Below are 15,938 nucleotides of genomic sequence, written 5' to 3'. Positions count from 1 at the left end.
CCACGACGGGATCCCCGCGGGGTCCGGCGGCGTCTCGCGCCGCGGGGTGGATTTTTATCGCCGCGAATCCGACGACGCGTATGGTGGTCGCCCTCGCGCCGCCCGTCCCGACCGGAGTCGACGACCGTCCCCCCTCAACGACGCGGGAGGCGGTCCCGTGACCGCCGGCGGTAACCCCACCGACGCGGAGTCCTCCGGGCCGCTCGACGCGTTCCGCCGGTTCTTCGCGCTGGAGCGCGACGTGCTCGTGCTGTCGGTCGCGATGTTCGCGTTCAGCCTCGGGTTCCAGATGACGAACCGGTTCCTCCCCGAGTACATGGTCGCGCTCGGCGCGTCCGGGTTCGCGGTCGGCCTGTTCGGCACGTTCGGCAACGTTATCTCGGCGGTCTACCCGTATCCCGGCGGAGCCGTGTCGGACCGCCTCGGCTCGCGGTACGCGCTGACGCTCTTCGGCCTGCTGTCGACGCTCGGCTTCGGCGTCTGGCTCGTCGCGCCGACCCTCGGTGCGGTCGACGTCGCCGGGGTCGTCGTCGAGCCGTGGGTGTGGATCTTCGTCGGACTGGTCCTCGCGCAGGCGTGGAAGTCGTTCGGCCTCGGCGCGACGTTCGCGGTCGTCAAGCAGGCGACCGACCCCTCGCGGCTGGCCGCCGGCTTCGCGAGCACGGAGACGTTCCGGCGGACCGCGTTCCTCGTCGGCCCGGTGCTGGCCGCGGTCCTCATCGGGTTCCGCACGGAGTTCACCGCGAGCTTCCGGCTCGTCCTCGCGGTCGGGGTCGCCGTCGGCGCCCTCGGCACGCTCGTCCAGCACGTCCTCTACGACGCGAGCGGCGACTCCTTCGGCGACTCGTTCGCGGGCGTCGAGGAGATCCGGCGCGACCTCCGAGAGATGCCGGCGCCGCTCCGGCCGCTGCTCGTGGGAGATACGCTGGTGCGGTTCGCGAACGGAATGGTGTACGTGTTCTTCGTACTCGTCGTCACGCAGTTCTTCCAGGTCGGGCTCGAGACGACCGTCGCGCTCGGCGGGTTCTCGTACGACGTGAGCCTCTCGCCGCAGGCGTTCTTCGGCTACCTCCTCGGCGTCGAGATGCTCGTCGCGCTGCTGATCATGGTCCCCGCCTCGAAGCTCTCGGAGCGAGTGGGCCTCAAGCCGGTCGTCGCCGTCGGATTCGCGGTGTACGCCGTCTTCCCGGTCGTGCTGATCTACGCGCCGGCGCTCGCGGGATCGGTCCTGCCGCTCTCCGCGGTGATGGTCGCCGTCTTCGCGTTCTCCGGGCTGCGGTTCGCGGGGCTGCCGTCACACAAGGCGCTGATCGTCGGTCCTGCCGAGAGCGGGTCCGGCGGCCGCGTCACGGGGACCTACTACCTGCTCCGGAACACCGTCGTCATCCCGAGCGCGGCGGTCGGGGGCTACCTGTGGGACTTCGTCAGCCCCGAAGTTGCGTTCACCGTCGCGGCCGTCATCGGGCTCGTCGGCACCGGCTACTTCCTCGCGTTCGGGAAGGAGTTCGAGGCGTACGCGTGAGGCGAGACGCCCCGGAATAAGAACCGCGCGCAGGCGACCACCGACCCGGACGCCGGACCCCGCTCGGAGGCTCGGGTGGCCGGCTCGCGTAGGTTTAATGGAGCGGCGACGCTCGTCGATCCCATGCCGACACCGTACGGCGAATGGCCGTCACCGGTCGCCCCGGAGGACGTCGCCGCCGACGTCAGGTCGTTCGCGTCCGTCGAGATCGACGGAGACCACGTCTACTGGCTCGAACGCCGTCCGTCCGAGGGCGGTCGAGGCGTCGTCTGCCGCGCCCCGGTCGACGATCCCGGTGCCGCTCCGACGGCGGTGACGCCGGCGGAACTCGACGTGCGCACGCTCGTCCACCAGTACGGCGGCGGCGACGTGCTCGTCGCGGACGGGACGGTGCTCGCGGCGAGCATGGACGACCAGCGGCTCTACCGACTGCCCGCGGACGGGAGCGCGGCCGAGGGCGACGCGGAACCGACCCCGGTCACGCCGGAGCCGCCGGAGCAGATGGCCCACCGCTACGCCGATATGCGGCTCGCTCCGGACGGGGAGACCGTCTACGCCGTCCGCGAGCGCCACGTCGGGCCGGGCACCGACGAGGAGCCCCGGAACGAGTTGGTCCGCTTCCCGCTGTTCCCCGACCCGGCTCCGGAGACCGGTCTCTCGGACCCGGTCGTCGTCGCGGCCGGGCACGACTTCTACGCGGCGCCCCGGCCGGCGCCGGACGGCGACCGGATCGCGTACCTGCGGTGGGACCACCCGAATATGCCGTGGGACGGGACCGAACTCGTCGTCGGCGCGGTCGACGAAGCGGGCGACATCCGCGACGAGCGCGTCGTCGCGGGCGGCGCCGACGAGTCGGTCGTCTCGCCGACGTGGTCGCCCGACGGCGTCCTCCACGCGGCAGTCGACCCCACCGGCTGGTGGAACCTCTATCGGTTCCCGGTCGCGTCCGGGACCGAAGCGGGCGAACGCGGCGCCGGCGTCGGGCTCCCGACGGCCTCGGACGCGGAGGTCCTCCGTGAGATGGCGGCGGCGTTCGGCGTGCCGATGTGGACCCTCGACGTGTCGACGTTCGCGTTCCTCGACGACGGGCGGATCGCCACGCTGGTCACCGAGGGCGGCGACCCGAGCCTGCGCCTGCTCGACCCGGAGACGGGCGACCTCGTTGATCCCGGCCTGCCGTACAGCTCCTTCCGGCCGGCGTCGATCCGCTCTGACGGCGACCGCGTCGTCTTCGTCGGCCACCGGACCGACGCGCCGAGCGCCGTCGTCGCGTGGCGGCCGGGGGCGGACGGCGGTGGCCCGCGCCGGCTCCGCGAATCGACCGACGACGCGCTCGACGCCGCGTACGTCTCGGAGCCGGAGCCGATTGCCTTCCCGACCGGCGACGCGGTCGGCGCCGACGACGCGACCGCGTACGGCCACTACTACCCGCCCCACAACCCCGACGCCGAGGCGCCGGCCGACGCGGCGCCACCGCTCCTCGTGAGGGTCCACGGCGGGCCGACGAGTCGGTCCGAGGCGTCGCTGTCGTCGACGGTCCAGTTCTGGACGACCCGCGGCGTCGGGGTGCTCGCGGTGAACTATCGGGGGTCCACGGGGTACGGCCGCGCCTTCCGCGAGGCGCTGAAGGGGGAGTGGGGCGTCCGCGACGTGCTCGACTGCGTCAACGCCGCCCGGTACGCCGCCGCCGAGGGGTTCGCCGACCCAGACCGGCTGGCGATATCGGGCGGGAGCGCGGGCGGGTTCGCGGTGCTCGCCGCGCTCGCGTTCCACGATACGTTCGACGCGGGCGCGAGCTACTACGGCGTCGCCGACCTCCGCGCGCTGGCGGCGGAGACCCACAAGTTCGAATCGCGCTACCTCGACGGGCTCGTCGGCCCGCTCCCCGAGGCGGCCGACGTCTACGAGGCGCGGTCGCCGGTCGCGCACGCAGAGGGGATCACCGCGCCGCTGCTGCTGTTACAGGGCGGCGAGGACGAGGTGGTCCCACCCGCGCAGGCCGAGGCGATGATCGACGCCCTCGTCGCGAACGAGACGCCGTACGCGTACGTGGAGTTCCCGGAGGAGCGCCACGGGTTCCGCGACGCCGACAACGTCGCCCGGGCGCACGCCGCCGAACTCGCGTTCTACGGCGCGGCGTTCGACTTCGACCCGGCCGGCAGCGTCGCCGACCTCGACCTCCTCGTCGGCGAACGGCCGGAGTGAGTCGCCGGCGACGCCGGCATCAGTCGGCGGGTTCGGACCGCCCCCCGTCGTCCCCTCGCTGGCGCTCCGGCAGCGGCCCGTCGTGGCCGTCCGGGACGTACGGGCAGAGCGGGTCGCTACCCGTGGGGTCGCCCGTGACGGCGTGGGCCCGCGAGCGGCTTCCGCCGCAGACGTGGCGGAACTCGCAGGCGCCGCATTTCCCCGAGAACCCGTCCGGATCGCGGAGCGACTCGAACAGGTCGGCGTTCCGGTAAACGTCGACGACGGACCGGTCGCGGACGTTCCCCGCCGACTCGGGCAGGAAGCCGGACGGGTACACTTCTCCGGTGTGGCTGACGAACGCGAAGCCGCGGCCGGCCGTGATCCCGCCCCGTCGGCCGGCTCCCGCGTCGGCGCCGCCGGCCTCGGCGCGCTGGATGCCGACGCGGCGGTAAAAGGGGGCCTCGGTGGTCTTGACGCCGAAGCGCTCCTCGTCCGATACGTCGTGGAGCCACGCCATCACCTCTTCTGCGCGCTCGGGGGTGACGGGGTCGAGGACGCGCCCCCGGCCCACCGGGACGAGGAAGAAGGCGCTCCAGAGGACCGCGCCGAGGTCGCGGACGCGGTCGCGGATCGCGGGGAGGTCGTCGACGGTGTCGGCGCAGACAGTGGTGTTCACCTGGAGCGGGATCCCGGCGTCGCGCGCGGCTCGCGCGGCCGCGACGGTGTCCGCGTAGCTCTCCTCGCCGCGGAACGCGTCGTGGCGCTCGCCGGTCGGGCCATCGAGGCTCAGCGCCATGCGGGCGATACCCGCGTCGCCGAGGTCGCGCACGCGCTCCGGCGTGAGCGATCGCGTCCCGCTCGGAGTGATCGTCATCCGAAGGCCGAGGTCGTCGCCGTGCGCGACCAGCTCGGTGAGGTCGTCGCGCGCCAGCGGGTCACCCCCGGAGAGGACGACGAGTTGGCCGTCGCCGAACGCCGCGGTCTCTTCGAGTAGTCGCTTCCCCTCCGCGGTCGTCAGCTCGTCGGGGTGTCGCCGCGGCCGCGCGTCGGCCCGGCAGTGCCGACACGCGAGCCCGCAGGCCTGCGTGACCTCCCAGACGAGGACCAGCGGTCGCCGGTCCGTGTCGAGGTCGTCGAACATCGCCTACGACCGGCTACGGTCCCGACCCGCTTGGGGTCGTTCCCGAACGTGTTCCCCCGCCCGCTTGGAACGATTCTTCCGCCGGTCGAGAGCCCTCACGTCGCGGTCGCGTCGTCGGCGGCGGCGGCGTCCTCGACGGACCGATCCTCCGTGCCGGATCGCCAGAGCGCCGTGGCGACCGCGTCGGTCGCGTCCGTCTCGACAGCAGCGTACGCGAAGCCGCGGTCGTCGAGCCGCGGGAAGAGGAACTGCGGCCTCCGGTCGTTGTACTGGATCAGGATGTCGTCGTCGCCGAGCGCCTCGGCGCGTTCAAGCGTCTCGCGCAGCGGCTTCGGCGGCCCGAGGTTCCGGACGTCAAGAGACGCGGTCTCGGCGCCCATCGACGCGTCGGTCCGCTCGGCCACCGCCTGTTCGACCGCCGCCGGATTGTCGGTGTCGGAACCCATGTCCACCGCTTTGGCCGCGCGCCCCGCGTGGTTTGTGACGAACATGTTCCGGCGACCGCGCAGCCGAAGCTACTTCCCTCACGGGCGTCGAATCGGTGGGCATGGCACAGGCACGCCTCCGCGTGACGATCCCGGACGGCCCGTGGGTCGGCGACGTCTCGCGGGAGTTCCCGGACGCCCGGTTCCAGGTGCTGACCGCGACGCCCGACGACGGCGCGGGGTTCGCGCTGGTCCGGATCACGGCCGACAACACGGAGCCGATCCTCGACGCCGTCGAGGCCCACGACGTCGTCACCCACTGTTCGGTGATGGCCGAGGACGACGGGATGGTCACCGCCCAAGTCGAGGCGCTCGTCCCGCTGTTACAGATGGTCGCGCGCCGGGCCGGCGTCCCGATCGAGATGCCGGTCGAGATCCGCGACGGCGTCGCCCGCATCGACCTCACCGGCGACCACGAGCGCGTCGCGAAGTTCGGCGACGCCCTGCGCGACGTCGGCGCGGAGTTCGACGTAGAGTACGTCCAACAGCGCGTCAACCCCGGCGGGTCGCTCACGGAGCGCCAGCGCGAGGTCCTCTTCGAGGCGGTCGACCGCGGCTACTACGACGTCCCCCGTGAGTGTACGCTGACGGAGGTCGCCGACCACGTGGGGATCGCCAAGTCGACCTGTAGCGAGGTGCTCCAGCGCGTCGAGCGCACCGTCGTCCGCGAGTTCGTCGACGACCTGCCGCGCCGCCCGGTCGGGCTCGAGGCGCCCGAGGACGACGGCGTCGAACGGATCCAGTGACGGGCCGAGAACGAGTCGAGGAACGCCGCGGCGACCGGAACGCCGGGCTCAGAGCCGCCGCCGATGGCGGACCAGTCGAGCCGCGAAGGCGATGGACGGCGCGGGGACGGGAAACAGTGAGTCCGTGACCAAACGGGATCCGCTATTGGAAGCCGCCCTCGTAGCTCACCGTCCGGCGCAGTAGGCGGAGCCCGATCGTCTCGCCGTAGCACTTGGCGTGGCCCTCCGGGTCGCGGACGATTCCTGCGACGTGGTAGCGCCCGGGGTGTCAACGAGCGTGGGATCGGTTCGGTGCCGCGCGCGAAAGTCGATGATCGTTCGCGGGGATCCCGGGACGCTGCAGTCGCCCGCCCTCAGGCGAGCCACAGCAGGCGCACGTTGCTCGCGGTTAGGTACGTCCCGGTGATCGTGAGCAGCACCGGCGGGAAGTAGTAGAGGAGGACGTCGCCCTCGCGCGTCCCCTCGACGCTGATCCAGAGCATCACGGGGTAGACGGCGATCTTCAGCGCGACGAGCCCGGAGAGGCCGAACGACTCCAGCGCGAACCGCACGACCGGGTTCGCCTCGTCGATCGTCGGGACGTACCGGAGGAAGGCGACGGTCGACACGATGTCGCCGACGCCGTACGTCGCGGTCGCCGCGATCCAGAGCCAGTAGGACTCGTTCGGCCGGCGGCGGTACGCCGGGCGACGCCGGGACCGGTCGCGGGTGCGGGACACGACCCAACCTGTCGGGCCGCGAACTGAAACTGCCGGTTCGCGCGGGCGGCGATCACCGATTAGCCGCCGATCCGGCGTTCGGCCCGCCATCCAGCCGACTTAAGAGGGATCGTACCGTTTCGCCGCCCGTGACGGAGCTGTCGACCCGCGACGAGAAGCTGGAACTCGGCGTCGAGCTGCTGGCCCACGTCGAACGCGAGGCGCTCGACCTCGCCGCGGCGGTCGACCGGATCGAGACGGTCACGACGAGCCCGGCGCTCACCCGCGACATCCTCGACGCCGCCGAGAAGCGCGGCGTCATCGACCGCGACGGCGCTCGGCTCCGCGTCAACACCGGGGGCACCTATGTCGAGTACGAGAGCCAGGTCGTCGCACGCGAGGGCGACTTCGACTGTCGGCGCTGCGGGACCTCGATCTCGACGGGCCACTTCGTCCAATTGGACGCGGGCGAGCTCGGCCCGTTCGGCTCCTCGTGCGTCCGAAAGGTGACCGGGCGCGAGTCGGCGTCGGAGTCGGAGTGAGGACAGCTCCGGGCGCGCTCGCCGACCGTCGACCGAACCCGCCGGAGTATTTAGGTCGGCGACCGAAGCGACGGTAATGACCGCGCCGAACCGGAACGTCTTGTGGGCGAACGCGCTCGTCGACGAGCTCGTCGCCGCGGGCGTCGACGCCGTCGTCGCCTCGCCGGGCAGTCGCTCGACGCCGCTGACCGTCGCCGCAGCGGGCCACGAGGAGCTCCGCGTGTTCTCGATGCTCGACGAGCGCGCCGCCGCGTACTTCGCGCTCGGGCGGGCCCGTCGGACGGGTCGCGTGACCCCGCTGATCTGTACCTCCGGCACCGCCGCCGCCAACTACCACCCCGCCGTGATGGAGGCGAGCGAGGCCCGCGTCCCGCTGCTCGCGCTCACCGCGGACCGGCCGCCGGAGCTCCGCGACTCCGGCGCGAACCAGACCGCGGATCAAGAGAAGCTGTACGGCGACGCGGTCCGGTTCTACAAGGACCTCCCCGAGCCAGCCGCGAACGACCGGGCGCTCCGGTCGCTCCGCACGACCGTCGCCCGCGCCGTCGCGACCGCCGAGGGTGCCGACCAGGGACCGGTCCACCTCAACGTGCCGTTCAAGAAGCCGCTGGAGCCGACGCGGGTCCCGGGCGATGTGCCGGACGACCTGCCGGCCGCGGCCGAACTCGGGCGCGACGGGTCTTACGTCGATGTGACGGCCGGCGCGCCGGAACCGGGTGACGACGAACTCCGGGCCTTGGCGGGCGAGCTGAGCGAGGCGGACCGCGGGCTAATCGTCGCCGGTCCCGCCGACCCGCCGGGTATCGACCCGGAAGCGGTCACGGCGCTCGCGCACGCGACGGGCTTCCCCATCGTCGCCGATCCGCTCTCCGGGCTCCGGTACGGCGGGCACACCCGCGTCGCGCCCGTGATCGGGCACTACGACGCGTACCTCTCGGCCGACCTCGCGGACGAGGAGGAGGAGTCGTGGACCGATCCGGACCTTGTCCTCCGGCTCGGCGCCTCGCCGACCTCCAAGCGCCTCCGGAAGTACCTCGCCGCGACCGGTGCCGACCAGTACCAGGTCGACCCCGCCGGGCGGTGGCGCGAGGCCGAGTTCACCGCGACCGACCTCGTCGTCGCCGAACCGAGCCGGCTCTGCGCCCGCCTCTCGCGGCTCATCGGGGGCGGCGGTGGTGACGCCGACTGGCGCGCGCAGTGGGAGGAGGCCGACCGGGTCGCGGCGGCGGTCCACGCCCGCGAGTGGGACGCACTCGACGCCGAGGTCTCGGTCGGCACCGAGGGCACGACCGACGACGAGGTCCCGAACGAGGGGGTCGACGCCGGGTTCCACGAGGGGGACGCGCTCCGCGCGGTCGCCGGGGCGCTCCCCGACCCGGCGACGCTGTTCGTCTCGAACTCGATGCCCGTCCGCGACCTCGACCGGTTCGTCGGGCCCACGACCGCGAGCGTCACCGCCCTCGGCAACCGCGGCGTCTCCGGCGTCGACGGCATCGTCTCCAGCGCGCTCGGCGCGCGCGCCGGCACGACCAACGACCTCACGCTCGTCCTCGGCGACCTCGCGCTGTATCACGACTCGAACGGCCTCCTCGCGGTCGAACGCTGTGACGCCGACGCCACGGTCGTGACGGTCAACAACGACGGCGGCGGCATCTTCCACAAGCTCCCGATCGAGTCGTTCGAGCCGCCGTTCACCGAGTCGTTCAAAACGCCGCACGGACTCGACTTCGAGCCGCTCGCGGCGCTCCACGGCCTCGAGTACGCTCACATCGACGCGCGTCCCGACGCCCTCGCGGACCGCGGCGAGAGCCCGGGAGCCCGCGCGGACACGGTGGCCGAGGAGGTCGCCGCCGCCGTCTCCCGGAGTCACGAGGAGCCGGGGTCGCACCTGATCGAGGTCGAGACGGACGCCGAGGCCAGCCATCGCACGCGCGAGCGGTTGGCGGCCGCGGTCGACGCCGCGGTTCACGGCGACGCGGGCGGCGAGTAGGTCAGGGCGGGGTCGGGTTCGGCCCCTCGCGACGGCTGTCGCCGAGCGTTACGCCCGCGTACGCAACGACGGCGAACTGGACCCCGATCCCGAGGCTCGCGCCGAGCGCGAGGGCGGCAGTGACGGTCGGCCCGCGGTCGGGACCGAGGAACCAGAGGACCGCCGCGGAGCCGACGAGGAACGCGCCGGTCGCGCTCGCGCCAGTCGCCAGCGCGGTCGACGTGGCGGAGACGTCCGCGTCGCGCAGACCGGCGAGGAGTGCGACGCCGAACAGCAGGCCGTAGATCAGCAGGAACGCGGCGAACCGACCGCTCGCGACGTACACGGAGAGCGTCTCGGCCGACGGGAGCGAGAACGAGGATTCGAGCAGTATCGGCGCGAGTCGCCTGATGCCGCTGACCGCGAGCGCGACGACCGCGGCGATTACCGGGGGGAGGGCTGCCGTGCGCATACCGGCTAGCCGACGCGGGATTCACTTATAAAAATCGATCTGGGAGGCTGGTTTCACGCCACGTCGACGACTGACTCGGCGCGCGCGTCGTGTTCGATCGCCGTCAGCTCGACGACGACGCGGTGAGTGCCGGACGGGGGGTCAGGCCACGTCGCCTCGTACTCGACCGCCTCGCCGGGCGCGAGCGTCTCGCTGCCGAGCGCCTGCGTGAACATCCGCCCCGTCCCGTAGCGCCAGACCGGTTCCGCCCGCGATCCGTCGGATCCGGTTACCTCCCCCTCCGCGGGGTACGCAGTGAACTCCGCGCGCTGGCCCGTCCGGAAGTCGAGCGTCACCTGTCCCTGCCCGGCGTTCTCGATCCGCAGGGAGAGCGCCACGCCGTCGTCGGCCCGTGTCGCCGCGAGCGCCGCGTCGAGCATGCCTCCGTCTGCGACGCCCGCGAATAAAATACCTCGGCGGCCGGGGTGATAGCCCGGTGAAGACGACGAGGACGACCACCTCGCGACGCGGCGAATGCGCTCCCCGACGACGGCTATAAAACTCGGCTCTCCCTATCCGTTGGTGTGCAGGTCGTCGGCTACGAGACGGACGCCGCGAGCGACTCGCCGGAGTCCGACGGCGGTCGGGTCGCCGAGTCCGCCGGACCGGTCGGCGGCGGGCTCTACGTCGCGAGCGACGGGAACGTCGACTACGTGGCCGCCGACCCGGGGACCGAGCTCGCCTTCGGGCTCGGCGAGCGCGGCTGCGCGGGGACGGTCAACGAGGGGAACCACGTCGCCTGCGACGCCGCGGACGCGCCTTACTGCGACGAGCACTCGGGCGTCTGGGTGTGCGCGCGGTGTACCGGGACGTGCCTGAAAGACGAGATGGACTGTCACGAGACCCACGCGATGTACCTCGCGGCGTTCGCCCCCGACGTTCTGAAGGTCGGCGTCACCCGCGAGTGGCGGCTCGGGACTCGCCTCCGCGAGCAGGGGGCCGACCGCGCGGCGCTCGTCAGGAAGTTCCCGGACGGGCGGATCGCCCGCGAGGTCGAGGCGGAGCTGGCCGCCGGGGACGACCTCGTCGACCGCGTCCGCGTCCCGACGAAGCTCGACGGGTTCGGGCGCACGGTCGACGAGGCGGCGTGGGAGGCGCTCCTCGACCGGTTCGACCCGATCGAGCGGTTCGCGTTCGACTACGGGCTGGACCTCGACGACCGCCCCGTGGTCGAGACGATGGCTGCGGGGACCGTCCGCGGATGGAAGGGGCGAGTGCTGGTGCTCGACCGCGGTGGCTCGACGTACGCGGTCGACGCGCGCGACCTCGTCGGCTACGAGCTGACAGACGCCGTCCCGGAGCGCGAGCTCCAGTCGAGCCTCGGGGCGTTCGGCGGATGACCGGCGGCGTCCTCACGACGCTGTTCGGCGACCCGTTCGCCGTCATGAACACTGTCGGGCTCGTCGCGTTCGCGCTGGTCGGCGCGAGCAAGGCGGTCCGCGAGGAGTTCGACCTCTTCGGCGTCGCCGTCGTCGGGCTGGCGATGGCGTTCGCCGGCGGCGTCACCCGCGACCTCCTCGTCGCGCGCGTCCCGCTCGCGCTGCGCTCGCCGGTCGAGATCCTCCTCGGGCTGGTCGGGGTCGCGCTCGCGGTCGGACTGAGCGCGTGGCTCGCCTCGCCCGACGAACACCCCGTGACGGTCGTCGCGGACGCCGTCGGCCTCGCCGCGTTCGCCACCACCGGCGCCATCGTCGCGACGCAGGCGGGCGTCTCGGCGTTCGGGGTGGTGACCGTCGCGACGATCAACGCCGTCGGCGGCGGCGCGCTCGCCGACGTCCTGCTCGACCGGGCGCCGTTCATCCTCTTCGAGGACTTCTACGCGAGCTGCGCGGTGCTGGGCGGCGTCGCGTACTGGGCGGTCGGCGCGGCCGGCGCGCCCGCCGGACTGGCCGCCGCGGCCTGCGCGGCGGTGACCGTCGGCCTGCGGCTCGTCGCCATCGCCCGCGGCTGGCGGCTCCCGACCGCGAAGCGGTTCGGCGACCGCTTCGCCGACTGACTCACCCCGGCGACCGAACCGCGCCGCACTCATCCCTCAGCGACCCTGGCCCTCAGCGACCCAGTCCCTCAGCGGCGACGACGCGGCGGACACCGAGGTACGCGGCCCCGGCGATCACGGCGTACGCGACCACGAGGGCGCCCGTCGTCGCGCCGGCGCTGTCGATGGCGAGCCGCGCCACGGCGTTCGCGGGCCCGCCGGCCATCGCCGTCGCGCCGCCGAACAGCACGAGGACCGCGACCGAGTAGAGCAGCTGTGCCGCCCGCCGGTCGGGCGCGACCGCCGAGATGCCGACCGCGACGGCGACGACGAGCGTCGTCAGCGCGGTCATCAGCGCGAGGATCGGGCCGACGTTCGCGACCGACGTGCCGTTCGCCTCCAAGAGGAGGAGCCAGATCAGCGCCTGCCCGGGGGCGATGCCGATGGCGGCGGCCGCCTTGCCGTCGACGATCTCGGCCAGCGTGACCGGCGCGACGCGGAGCAGCTCCATCGTCCCCTGGTCGATCTCCTCGGTGATCGAATCGACGACGAGCGACCCCGAGATGAACACCGGGAGGAAGACGAGCAGCGGGATTAACACGGTGTAGGTGAACGTGAAGTACGGGCTCGTCTCGCTCCGCTCCGGCAGCGGCAGCGGCGACTCCTCGAGGAACGGGGCGCGCGCGTCCCGCTCGTTCAGCTCGTAGGTCCGCAATAGCTCGCGCAGCTGTACGACGATCACCGTCGTCTCGACGGTGGCGTCGGGTGCGGTGACGACCGCCGACACCCGGCCCGACTCCCGGCGAGTCGTGACCACCACCGCGTCGGCCGCGTTCCGCTCGAAGGCGCCCCGCGCCGCGTCCGCGTCGGGGTACGCCGTGACCGACGCGCCCGGGACCTCGCTCGCGGCGCGCTCTAGCTCGTCGACCGCGTCGCCCGCGGCCGCGACCTCGATCTGCGCGCCGTCGAGCGCGCCGGGGTCGTACATCGAGACGAGCCCGACGACGAGGAACGACGAGAACATCGCGATGAACAGCTGGATCCCGATCGCCAGCAGGATCGTCTTCTCGGCGCGCAGCCCCGCGAGCTCCCGCCCGGCGATCGTCAGCCGGCTATCCAAGGCTCACCACCCCCACGTTGTAGGCGGCGTGCCCGAGGGTCGCCAGTGTCAACGCCAGCGCGTAGGCGGTCCGCCCGCGGCTCGCACCGACACTCGCGACGCCGGTGGTGACCACGTGGAGGACCAGCGGCGCGAAGAACAGCGCGACCAGCGCGACCGGGGGCAGCCCGGAGAGACCGGCCACGTCGCCGAAGGCGGCCCGACCGAGGAAGAGGTCGGTGAGTCCGACCGCCTGGACGACCGCGGTGGCCTTCTCCGCGAGGAAGAACCCCGTCCCGGAAGCGAGGCCGACCGCGAGCGCGACGCGGAGGGTCCCGTCGCTGTCGCCGGCCGCGACGCCGTCGACCCGCTCGAAGACGCCGCGCTCGAAGCCGGCGTAGAGGCCGACGCTCTTGGCGGCCTCCTCGATGAAGGCGATGGTGACGAGTAACACCGGGATCGACACGGTCACCGGCAGCGCGAACAGCACCGCGACGGCGAGCAGCTCCGCGACGAACACGAACGGGATCGTACAGGCGGTGAGGAACGCCACGGCCCCGAGCGCTCGGAGCCGCTGCCGGTCGAGGAGCGATCCGCCGGTCGGGACCGGGGAGAGGCGGACCGAGAGCGCGTCGAGGAACTTCCGCGTCACCGGCTTCTGCGAGAACATGTCCTCCTCGCGGTAGACGCCGAGCCCCAGGCCGAACAGCAGCGACGCGCCGACGGCCATCGGTGCCGTCGAGAACAGTACCTCTCCGGTCGAGACGGCCTCGCCCTGGAGGTCGAAGACGACGAGCGTCAGCGGCGAGACGAGCGCGACCGGCGTCACGTTCGTGAAGATGGCCGGCACGAACGCGTACGTCGTCAGCAGGACGCTCACCCCGACCGTGACGAAGGTGAGCTCTTTGAACGACCGCGCGAACATCGCGCCGACGAACGTCGCGCCGAGGAAGGTCGCGGCGACCGGGGCCACCGCGATCACCGACAGCGCCCCGCCGCCGACCGTCAGCGCGATGAGCGTCGTGACGACCACCGCGGCCGCGGCGTACGGCAGCGTCTTGCCGGCGACGATCTCCGCCGGCGACAGCGGCGTGACGAGCAGCGGCTCGCCCCGGCGGTTCGTCCGCTCGTCGAGGATCGAGGAGCCGTACGCCTGGATCAGGAAGTTCATCGGCACGAGGAAGACGAAGGCGAGGAGCAGCGAGGCGAACGGGAACGGCGGCGTGATCGATCCCGGCGAGCCGACCGTGTCGGCGCCGAACGCCGCGCCGCCGATGGAGGGCACCGCGAAGCCGCCGTCGCCGTCCGACGCCTCGTCTCCGCCGCCCCCGTCGATGTCGCCTCCCGAGCCGCCGCCGTCGCTCTCGTCGCCTCCGCCGCTCCCGCTGTCTCCGTCGCTCCCGCCACCGTCAGCCGCCCCGTCCGAATCGGTCGGCTGGTCGCCGTCCCCGCCGAGCGTCGTCCCCTCGTCGAACCCGGTTGTTCGACCGACGTACCGGAGCGTGACGGTGACCGGGAACGCGGCCGTCCGGTTCGGCTCGGCGCGCATCAGGCGCTCGTTGTGCGCTTCGACCGCCTCACGGACCGACGCGGCCGCGGCCTCGCCTTTCTGGGTGTCGGTCGCGCGGACGACGACCGATTCGACGTCCCCCGGGTCGATCGCGCCTCCGTCTCCCGAACCGGGTCGCACCACCGTCACCACGACCGCGTCGGCGGTGTCGCCGAGCGACGCCCGGCCAGCCGAGACGGCGCGCAGCGACGGTTCGGCCTCTATCGCGTCCGCGTACGGCGAGCCGGGGTCGACGCCGACGCGGTAGACGTCGCGGTCGACGTCGAGGCCGGCGACGCCGGTCGCCACGCCGACGCCGACGACCCCGCCGGCGACGAGGAGCAGGGCGACCCCCGCGGCGAGGGTCTTCCGGTCGACGCCGCCGGACGCCCGGGCGGACTCCCACTTGGCGACGCGGAGCACTCGACGGGCGGCGACGGCGAACCGGCGGCCGAGGCGGCGCAGCCGATCGGTCACTCGGTTGCCTCCGTCGCCGTCGCGGCCGCGGTCTCCGCCTCCTCGTCGCCGCCTCCGCCGGCGTCGTTCTCCCGATCCGCTCCGTCACCCCCGTCTCCGTCGGCGTCCTCACCGATGTCGCCGGTGTACCTCCCGGGCATCGGACGCCCGACGATGTCGAGGAACACGTCCTCGAGACTCGGCTCGCGGCTCCGTATGTCGACGACCTCGCCGCCCGCGTCGGCGACGGCCTCGCGGACCGCCGCGACCGCGTCCATGTCCGGAACGGTCGTCCGGTAGCGGTCACCGACTTCCGCCGTCGCCGCGTCGAGGTCGACGAGGGCGGGCGTCGCGGTCGGCTCGACGTCGGTGAACACGCGGTAGGTCGTCTCGCCGTGTCGCTCACGGATCCCGTCGACGCTGCCGCGGGCGACGATCCGGCCCTCGTTCATCACCACGACGCGGTCGCAGACCGACTCCACGTGGTAGAGGTTGTGGGCGGAGAAGACGACCGTCTTCCCGGTCTCGCGGAGCTCGCGGGTGAACGCCAGCACGGAGTTGGTCGTCACGGGGTCGAGTCCGGACGCCGGCTCGTCGTACACCAACACGTCCGGGTCGTTGACCAGCGAGCGCGCGATGGCGACCTTGCGTTTCATTCCCTTCGAGACGTCGCCAAGGCGGCGCTCGCGGTGGTCGAGTTCGAGCCGGTCAAGCGCGGCCTCGATCCGCTCGTCGGCCACCTCCCGGGGCACGTCGTAGAGGTCGGCGAAGAAGCGGAGATACGACAGCGCGGTCATCTCTTCGTACAGGGGCGACTCCTCCGGCAGGAACCCGAGATGTCGGCGCATCTCGGGGTCCGAGGCGTCGAACCCGGCGACGGTCACTTCGCCGTCCGTCGGCTCGACGAGGCCGGCGATCACCTTGAGCGTCGTCGTCTTCCCGGCCCCGTTCGGGCCGACGATCCCGAACACCTCGCCGTCGTCGACGGCGAAGTCGCTGTCGACCACGGCCGCGAAGTCGCCGTAGGTCTTCCGCAGCCCCGACACCTCGATCATGTC

15 protein-coding genes are annotated in these 15,938 nt (G+C 72.7%); 7 read left to right on the top strand and 8 right to left on the bottom strand.

What is annotated here, in order from left to right; all coding sequences use genetic code 11:
- The first annotated feature begins 157 nt into the window (after positions 1-157).
- Both ABNG04_RS10320 and ABNG04_RS10315 read left to right on the top strand, forming a co-directional pair.
- Entirely contained in the window at positions 158-1,522 is a 1,365-nt protein-coding gene (locus ABNG04_RS10320) for an MFS transporter (protein WP_371162338.1), read from the top strand.
- Positions 1,523-1,645: 123 nt separating this feature from the next.
- A complete protein-coding gene (locus ABNG04_RS10315; protein WP_371162337.1) occupies positions 1,646-3,727 on the top strand; it encodes a S9 family peptidase in 2,082 nt (693 codons plus the stop codon).
- 19 nt (positions 3,728-3,746) lie between these two features.
- Here the strand turns inward: ABNG04_RS10315 and ABNG04_RS10310 are convergent, their stop codons facing one another.
- On the bottom strand, positions 3,747-4,850 hold the full coding sequence (locus ABNG04_RS10310) for a radical SAM protein (protein WP_371162336.1): 1,104 nt from the start codon (positions 4,848-4,850) through the stop codon (positions 3,747-3,749).
- Between the two features lie 95 nt (positions 4,851-4,945).
- Positions 4,946-5,341 (bottom strand): DUF2249 domain-containing protein, encoded by a 396-nt coding sequence (locus tag ABNG04_RS10305; protein WP_371162335.1) that lies wholly within the window; start codon positions 5,339-5,341, stop codon positions 4,946-4,948.
- 56 nt (positions 5,342-5,397) lie between these two features.
- Here ABNG04_RS10305 and ABNG04_RS10300 point away from each other — a divergent pair, with 56 nt between their 5' ends.
- Positions 5,398-6,081 carry a helix-turn-helix domain-containing protein gene (locus ABNG04_RS10300; protein WP_371162334.1) on the top strand — a complete coding sequence of 228 codons (684 nt, stop codon included), beginning with the start codon at positions 5,398-5,400 and terminating at the stop codon, positions 6,079-6,081.
- Positions 6,082-6,434: 353 nt separating this feature from the next.
- Here ABNG04_RS10300 and ABNG04_RS10295 read toward each other — a convergent pair whose 3' ends face one another.
- A complete protein-coding gene (locus ABNG04_RS10295; RefSeq protein WP_371162333.1) occupies positions 6,435-6,800 on the bottom strand; it encodes a DUF5658 family protein in 366 nt (121 codons plus the stop codon).
- A 128-nt stretch (positions 6,801-6,928) separates the two neighbouring features.
- Here ABNG04_RS10295 and ABNG04_RS10290 point away from each other — a divergent pair, with 128 nt between their 5' ends.
- Positions 6,929-7,321: a DUF5830 family protein gene (locus ABNG04_RS10290; RefSeq protein WP_371162332.1), complete on the top strand. Its 393-nt coding sequence runs from the start codon at positions 6,929-6,931 to the stop codon at positions 7,319-7,321.
- Positions 7,322-7,397: 76 nt separating this feature from the next.
- A complete protein-coding gene (gene menD, locus ABNG04_RS10285) occupies positions 7,398-9,311 on the top strand; it encodes a 2-succinyl-5-enolpyruvyl-6-hydroxy-3-cyclohexene-1-carboxylic-acid synthase (protein ID WP_371162331.1) in 1,914 nt (637 codons plus the stop codon).
- 1 nt (position 9,312) lies between these two features.
- Here menD and ABNG04_RS10280 read toward each other — a convergent pair whose 3' ends face one another.
- Together ABNG04_RS10280 and ABNG04_RS10275 are read right to left on the bottom strand one after the other, a co-directional pair.
- On the bottom strand, positions 9,313-9,762 hold the full coding sequence (locus tag ABNG04_RS10280) for a hypothetical protein (RefSeq protein WP_371162330.1): 450 nt from the start codon (positions 9,760-9,762) through the stop codon (positions 9,313-9,315).
- A 53-nt stretch (positions 9,763-9,815) separates the two neighbouring features.
- Complete coding sequence (locus tag ABNG04_RS10275; protein ID WP_371162329.1) at positions 9,816-10,181, bottom strand: BsuPI-related putative proteinase inhibitor; 366 nt, start codon at positions 10,179-10,181, stop codon at positions 9,816-9,818.
- A gap of 144 nt (positions 10,182-10,325) precedes the next feature.
- Here ABNG04_RS10275 and ABNG04_RS10270 point away from each other — a divergent pair, with 144 nt between their 5' ends.
- Positions 10,326-11,141 (top strand): DUF2797 domain-containing protein, encoded by an 816-nt coding sequence (locus ABNG04_RS10270; RefSeq protein ID WP_371162328.1) that lies wholly within the window; start codon positions 10,326-10,328, stop codon positions 11,139-11,141.
- Positions 11,138-11,797 carry a trimeric intracellular cation channel family protein gene (locus ABNG04_RS10265; protein ID WP_371162327.1) on the top strand — a complete coding sequence of 220 codons (660 nt, stop codon included), beginning with the start codon at positions 11,138-11,140 and terminating at the stop codon, positions 11,795-11,797. Before ABNG04_RS10270 ends, ABNG04_RS10265 begins: the two co-directional genes overlap by 4 nt.
- Positions 11,798-11,849: 52 nt before the next feature.
- Here the strand turns inward: ABNG04_RS10265 and ABNG04_RS10260 are convergent, their stop codons facing one another.
- The 3 genes from ABNG04_RS10260 to ABNG04_RS10250 are packed head-to-tail and all read right to left on the bottom strand — an operon-like array spanning position 11,850 to position 15,935.
- Positions 11,850-12,896, bottom strand: coding sequence for an ABC transporter permease (locus tag ABNG04_RS10260; RefSeq protein WP_371162326.1), 1,047 nt, complete (start codon positions 12,894-12,896; stop codon positions 11,850-11,852).
- Positions 12,889-14,901 (bottom strand): ABC transporter permease family protein, encoded by a 2,013-nt coding sequence (locus ABNG04_RS10255; RefSeq protein ID WP_371162325.1) that lies wholly within the window; start codon positions 14,899-14,901, stop codon positions 12,889-12,891. Before ABNG04_RS10255 ends, ABNG04_RS10260 begins: the two co-directional genes overlap by 8 nt.
- Positions 14,898-15,935 carry an ABC transporter ATP-binding protein gene (locus ABNG04_RS10250; protein ID WP_371162324.1) on the bottom strand — a complete coding sequence of 346 codons (1,038 nt, stop codon included), beginning with the start codon at positions 15,933-15,935 and terminating at the stop codon, positions 14,898-14,900. The genes ABNG04_RS10255 and ABNG04_RS10250 overlap by 4 nt, the downstream gene beginning before the upstream one ends.
- Positions 15,936-15,938 lie beyond the last annotated feature (3 nt).

The sequence above is a fragment of the Halorubrum miltondacostae genome (assembly GCF_041379815.1).
GTDB lineage: Archaea > Halobacteriota > Halobacteria > Halobacteriales > Haloferacaceae > Halorubrum > Halorubrum miltondacostae.
Note: the sequence above shows the minus strand (reverse complement) of the source record. Positions and strands in the feature narration are given on the sequence as shown.

What these genes read in the sequence shown, in the direction of transcription:
- ABNG04_RS10280 (WP_371162330.1), bottom strand. Translation starts at nt 9,762, where the DNA reads ATGCGCACGGCAGCCCTCCCCCCGGTAATCGCCGCGGTCGTCGCGCTC.
- ABNG04_RS10315 (WP_371162337.1), top strand. Translation starts at nt 1,646, where the DNA reads ATGCCGACACCGTACGGCGAATGGCCGTCACCGGTCGCCCCGGAGGAC.
- ABNG04_RS10300 (WP_371162334.1), top strand. Translation starts at nt 5,398, where the DNA reads ATGGCACAGGCACGCCTCCGCGTGACGATCCCGGACGGCCCGTGGGTC.
- ABNG04_RS10275 (WP_371162329.1), bottom strand. Translation starts at nt 10,181, where the DNA reads ATGCTCGACGCGGCGCTCGCGGCGACACGGGCCGACGACGGCGTGGCG.
- ABNG04_RS10310 (WP_371162336.1), bottom strand. Translation starts at nt 4,850, where the DNA reads ATGTTCGACGACCTCGACACGGACCGGCGACCGCTGGTCCTCGTCTGG.
- ABNG04_RS10265 (WP_371162327.1), top strand. Translation starts at nt 11,138, where the DNA reads ATGACCGGCGGCGTCCTCACGACGCTGTTCGGCGACCCGTTCGCCGTC.
- ABNG04_RS10305 (WP_371162335.1), bottom strand. Translation starts at nt 5,341, where the DNA reads ATGTTCGTCACAAACCACGCGGGGCGCGCGGCCAAAGCGGTGGACATG.
- ABNG04_RS10250 (WP_371162324.1), bottom strand. Translation starts at nt 15,935, where the DNA reads ATGATCGAGGTGTCGGGGCTGCGGAAGACCTACGGCGACTTCGCGGCC.
- menD (WP_371162331.1), top strand. Translation starts at nt 7,398, where the DNA reads ATGACCGCGCCGAACCGGAACGTCTTGTGGGCGAACGCGCTCGTCGAC.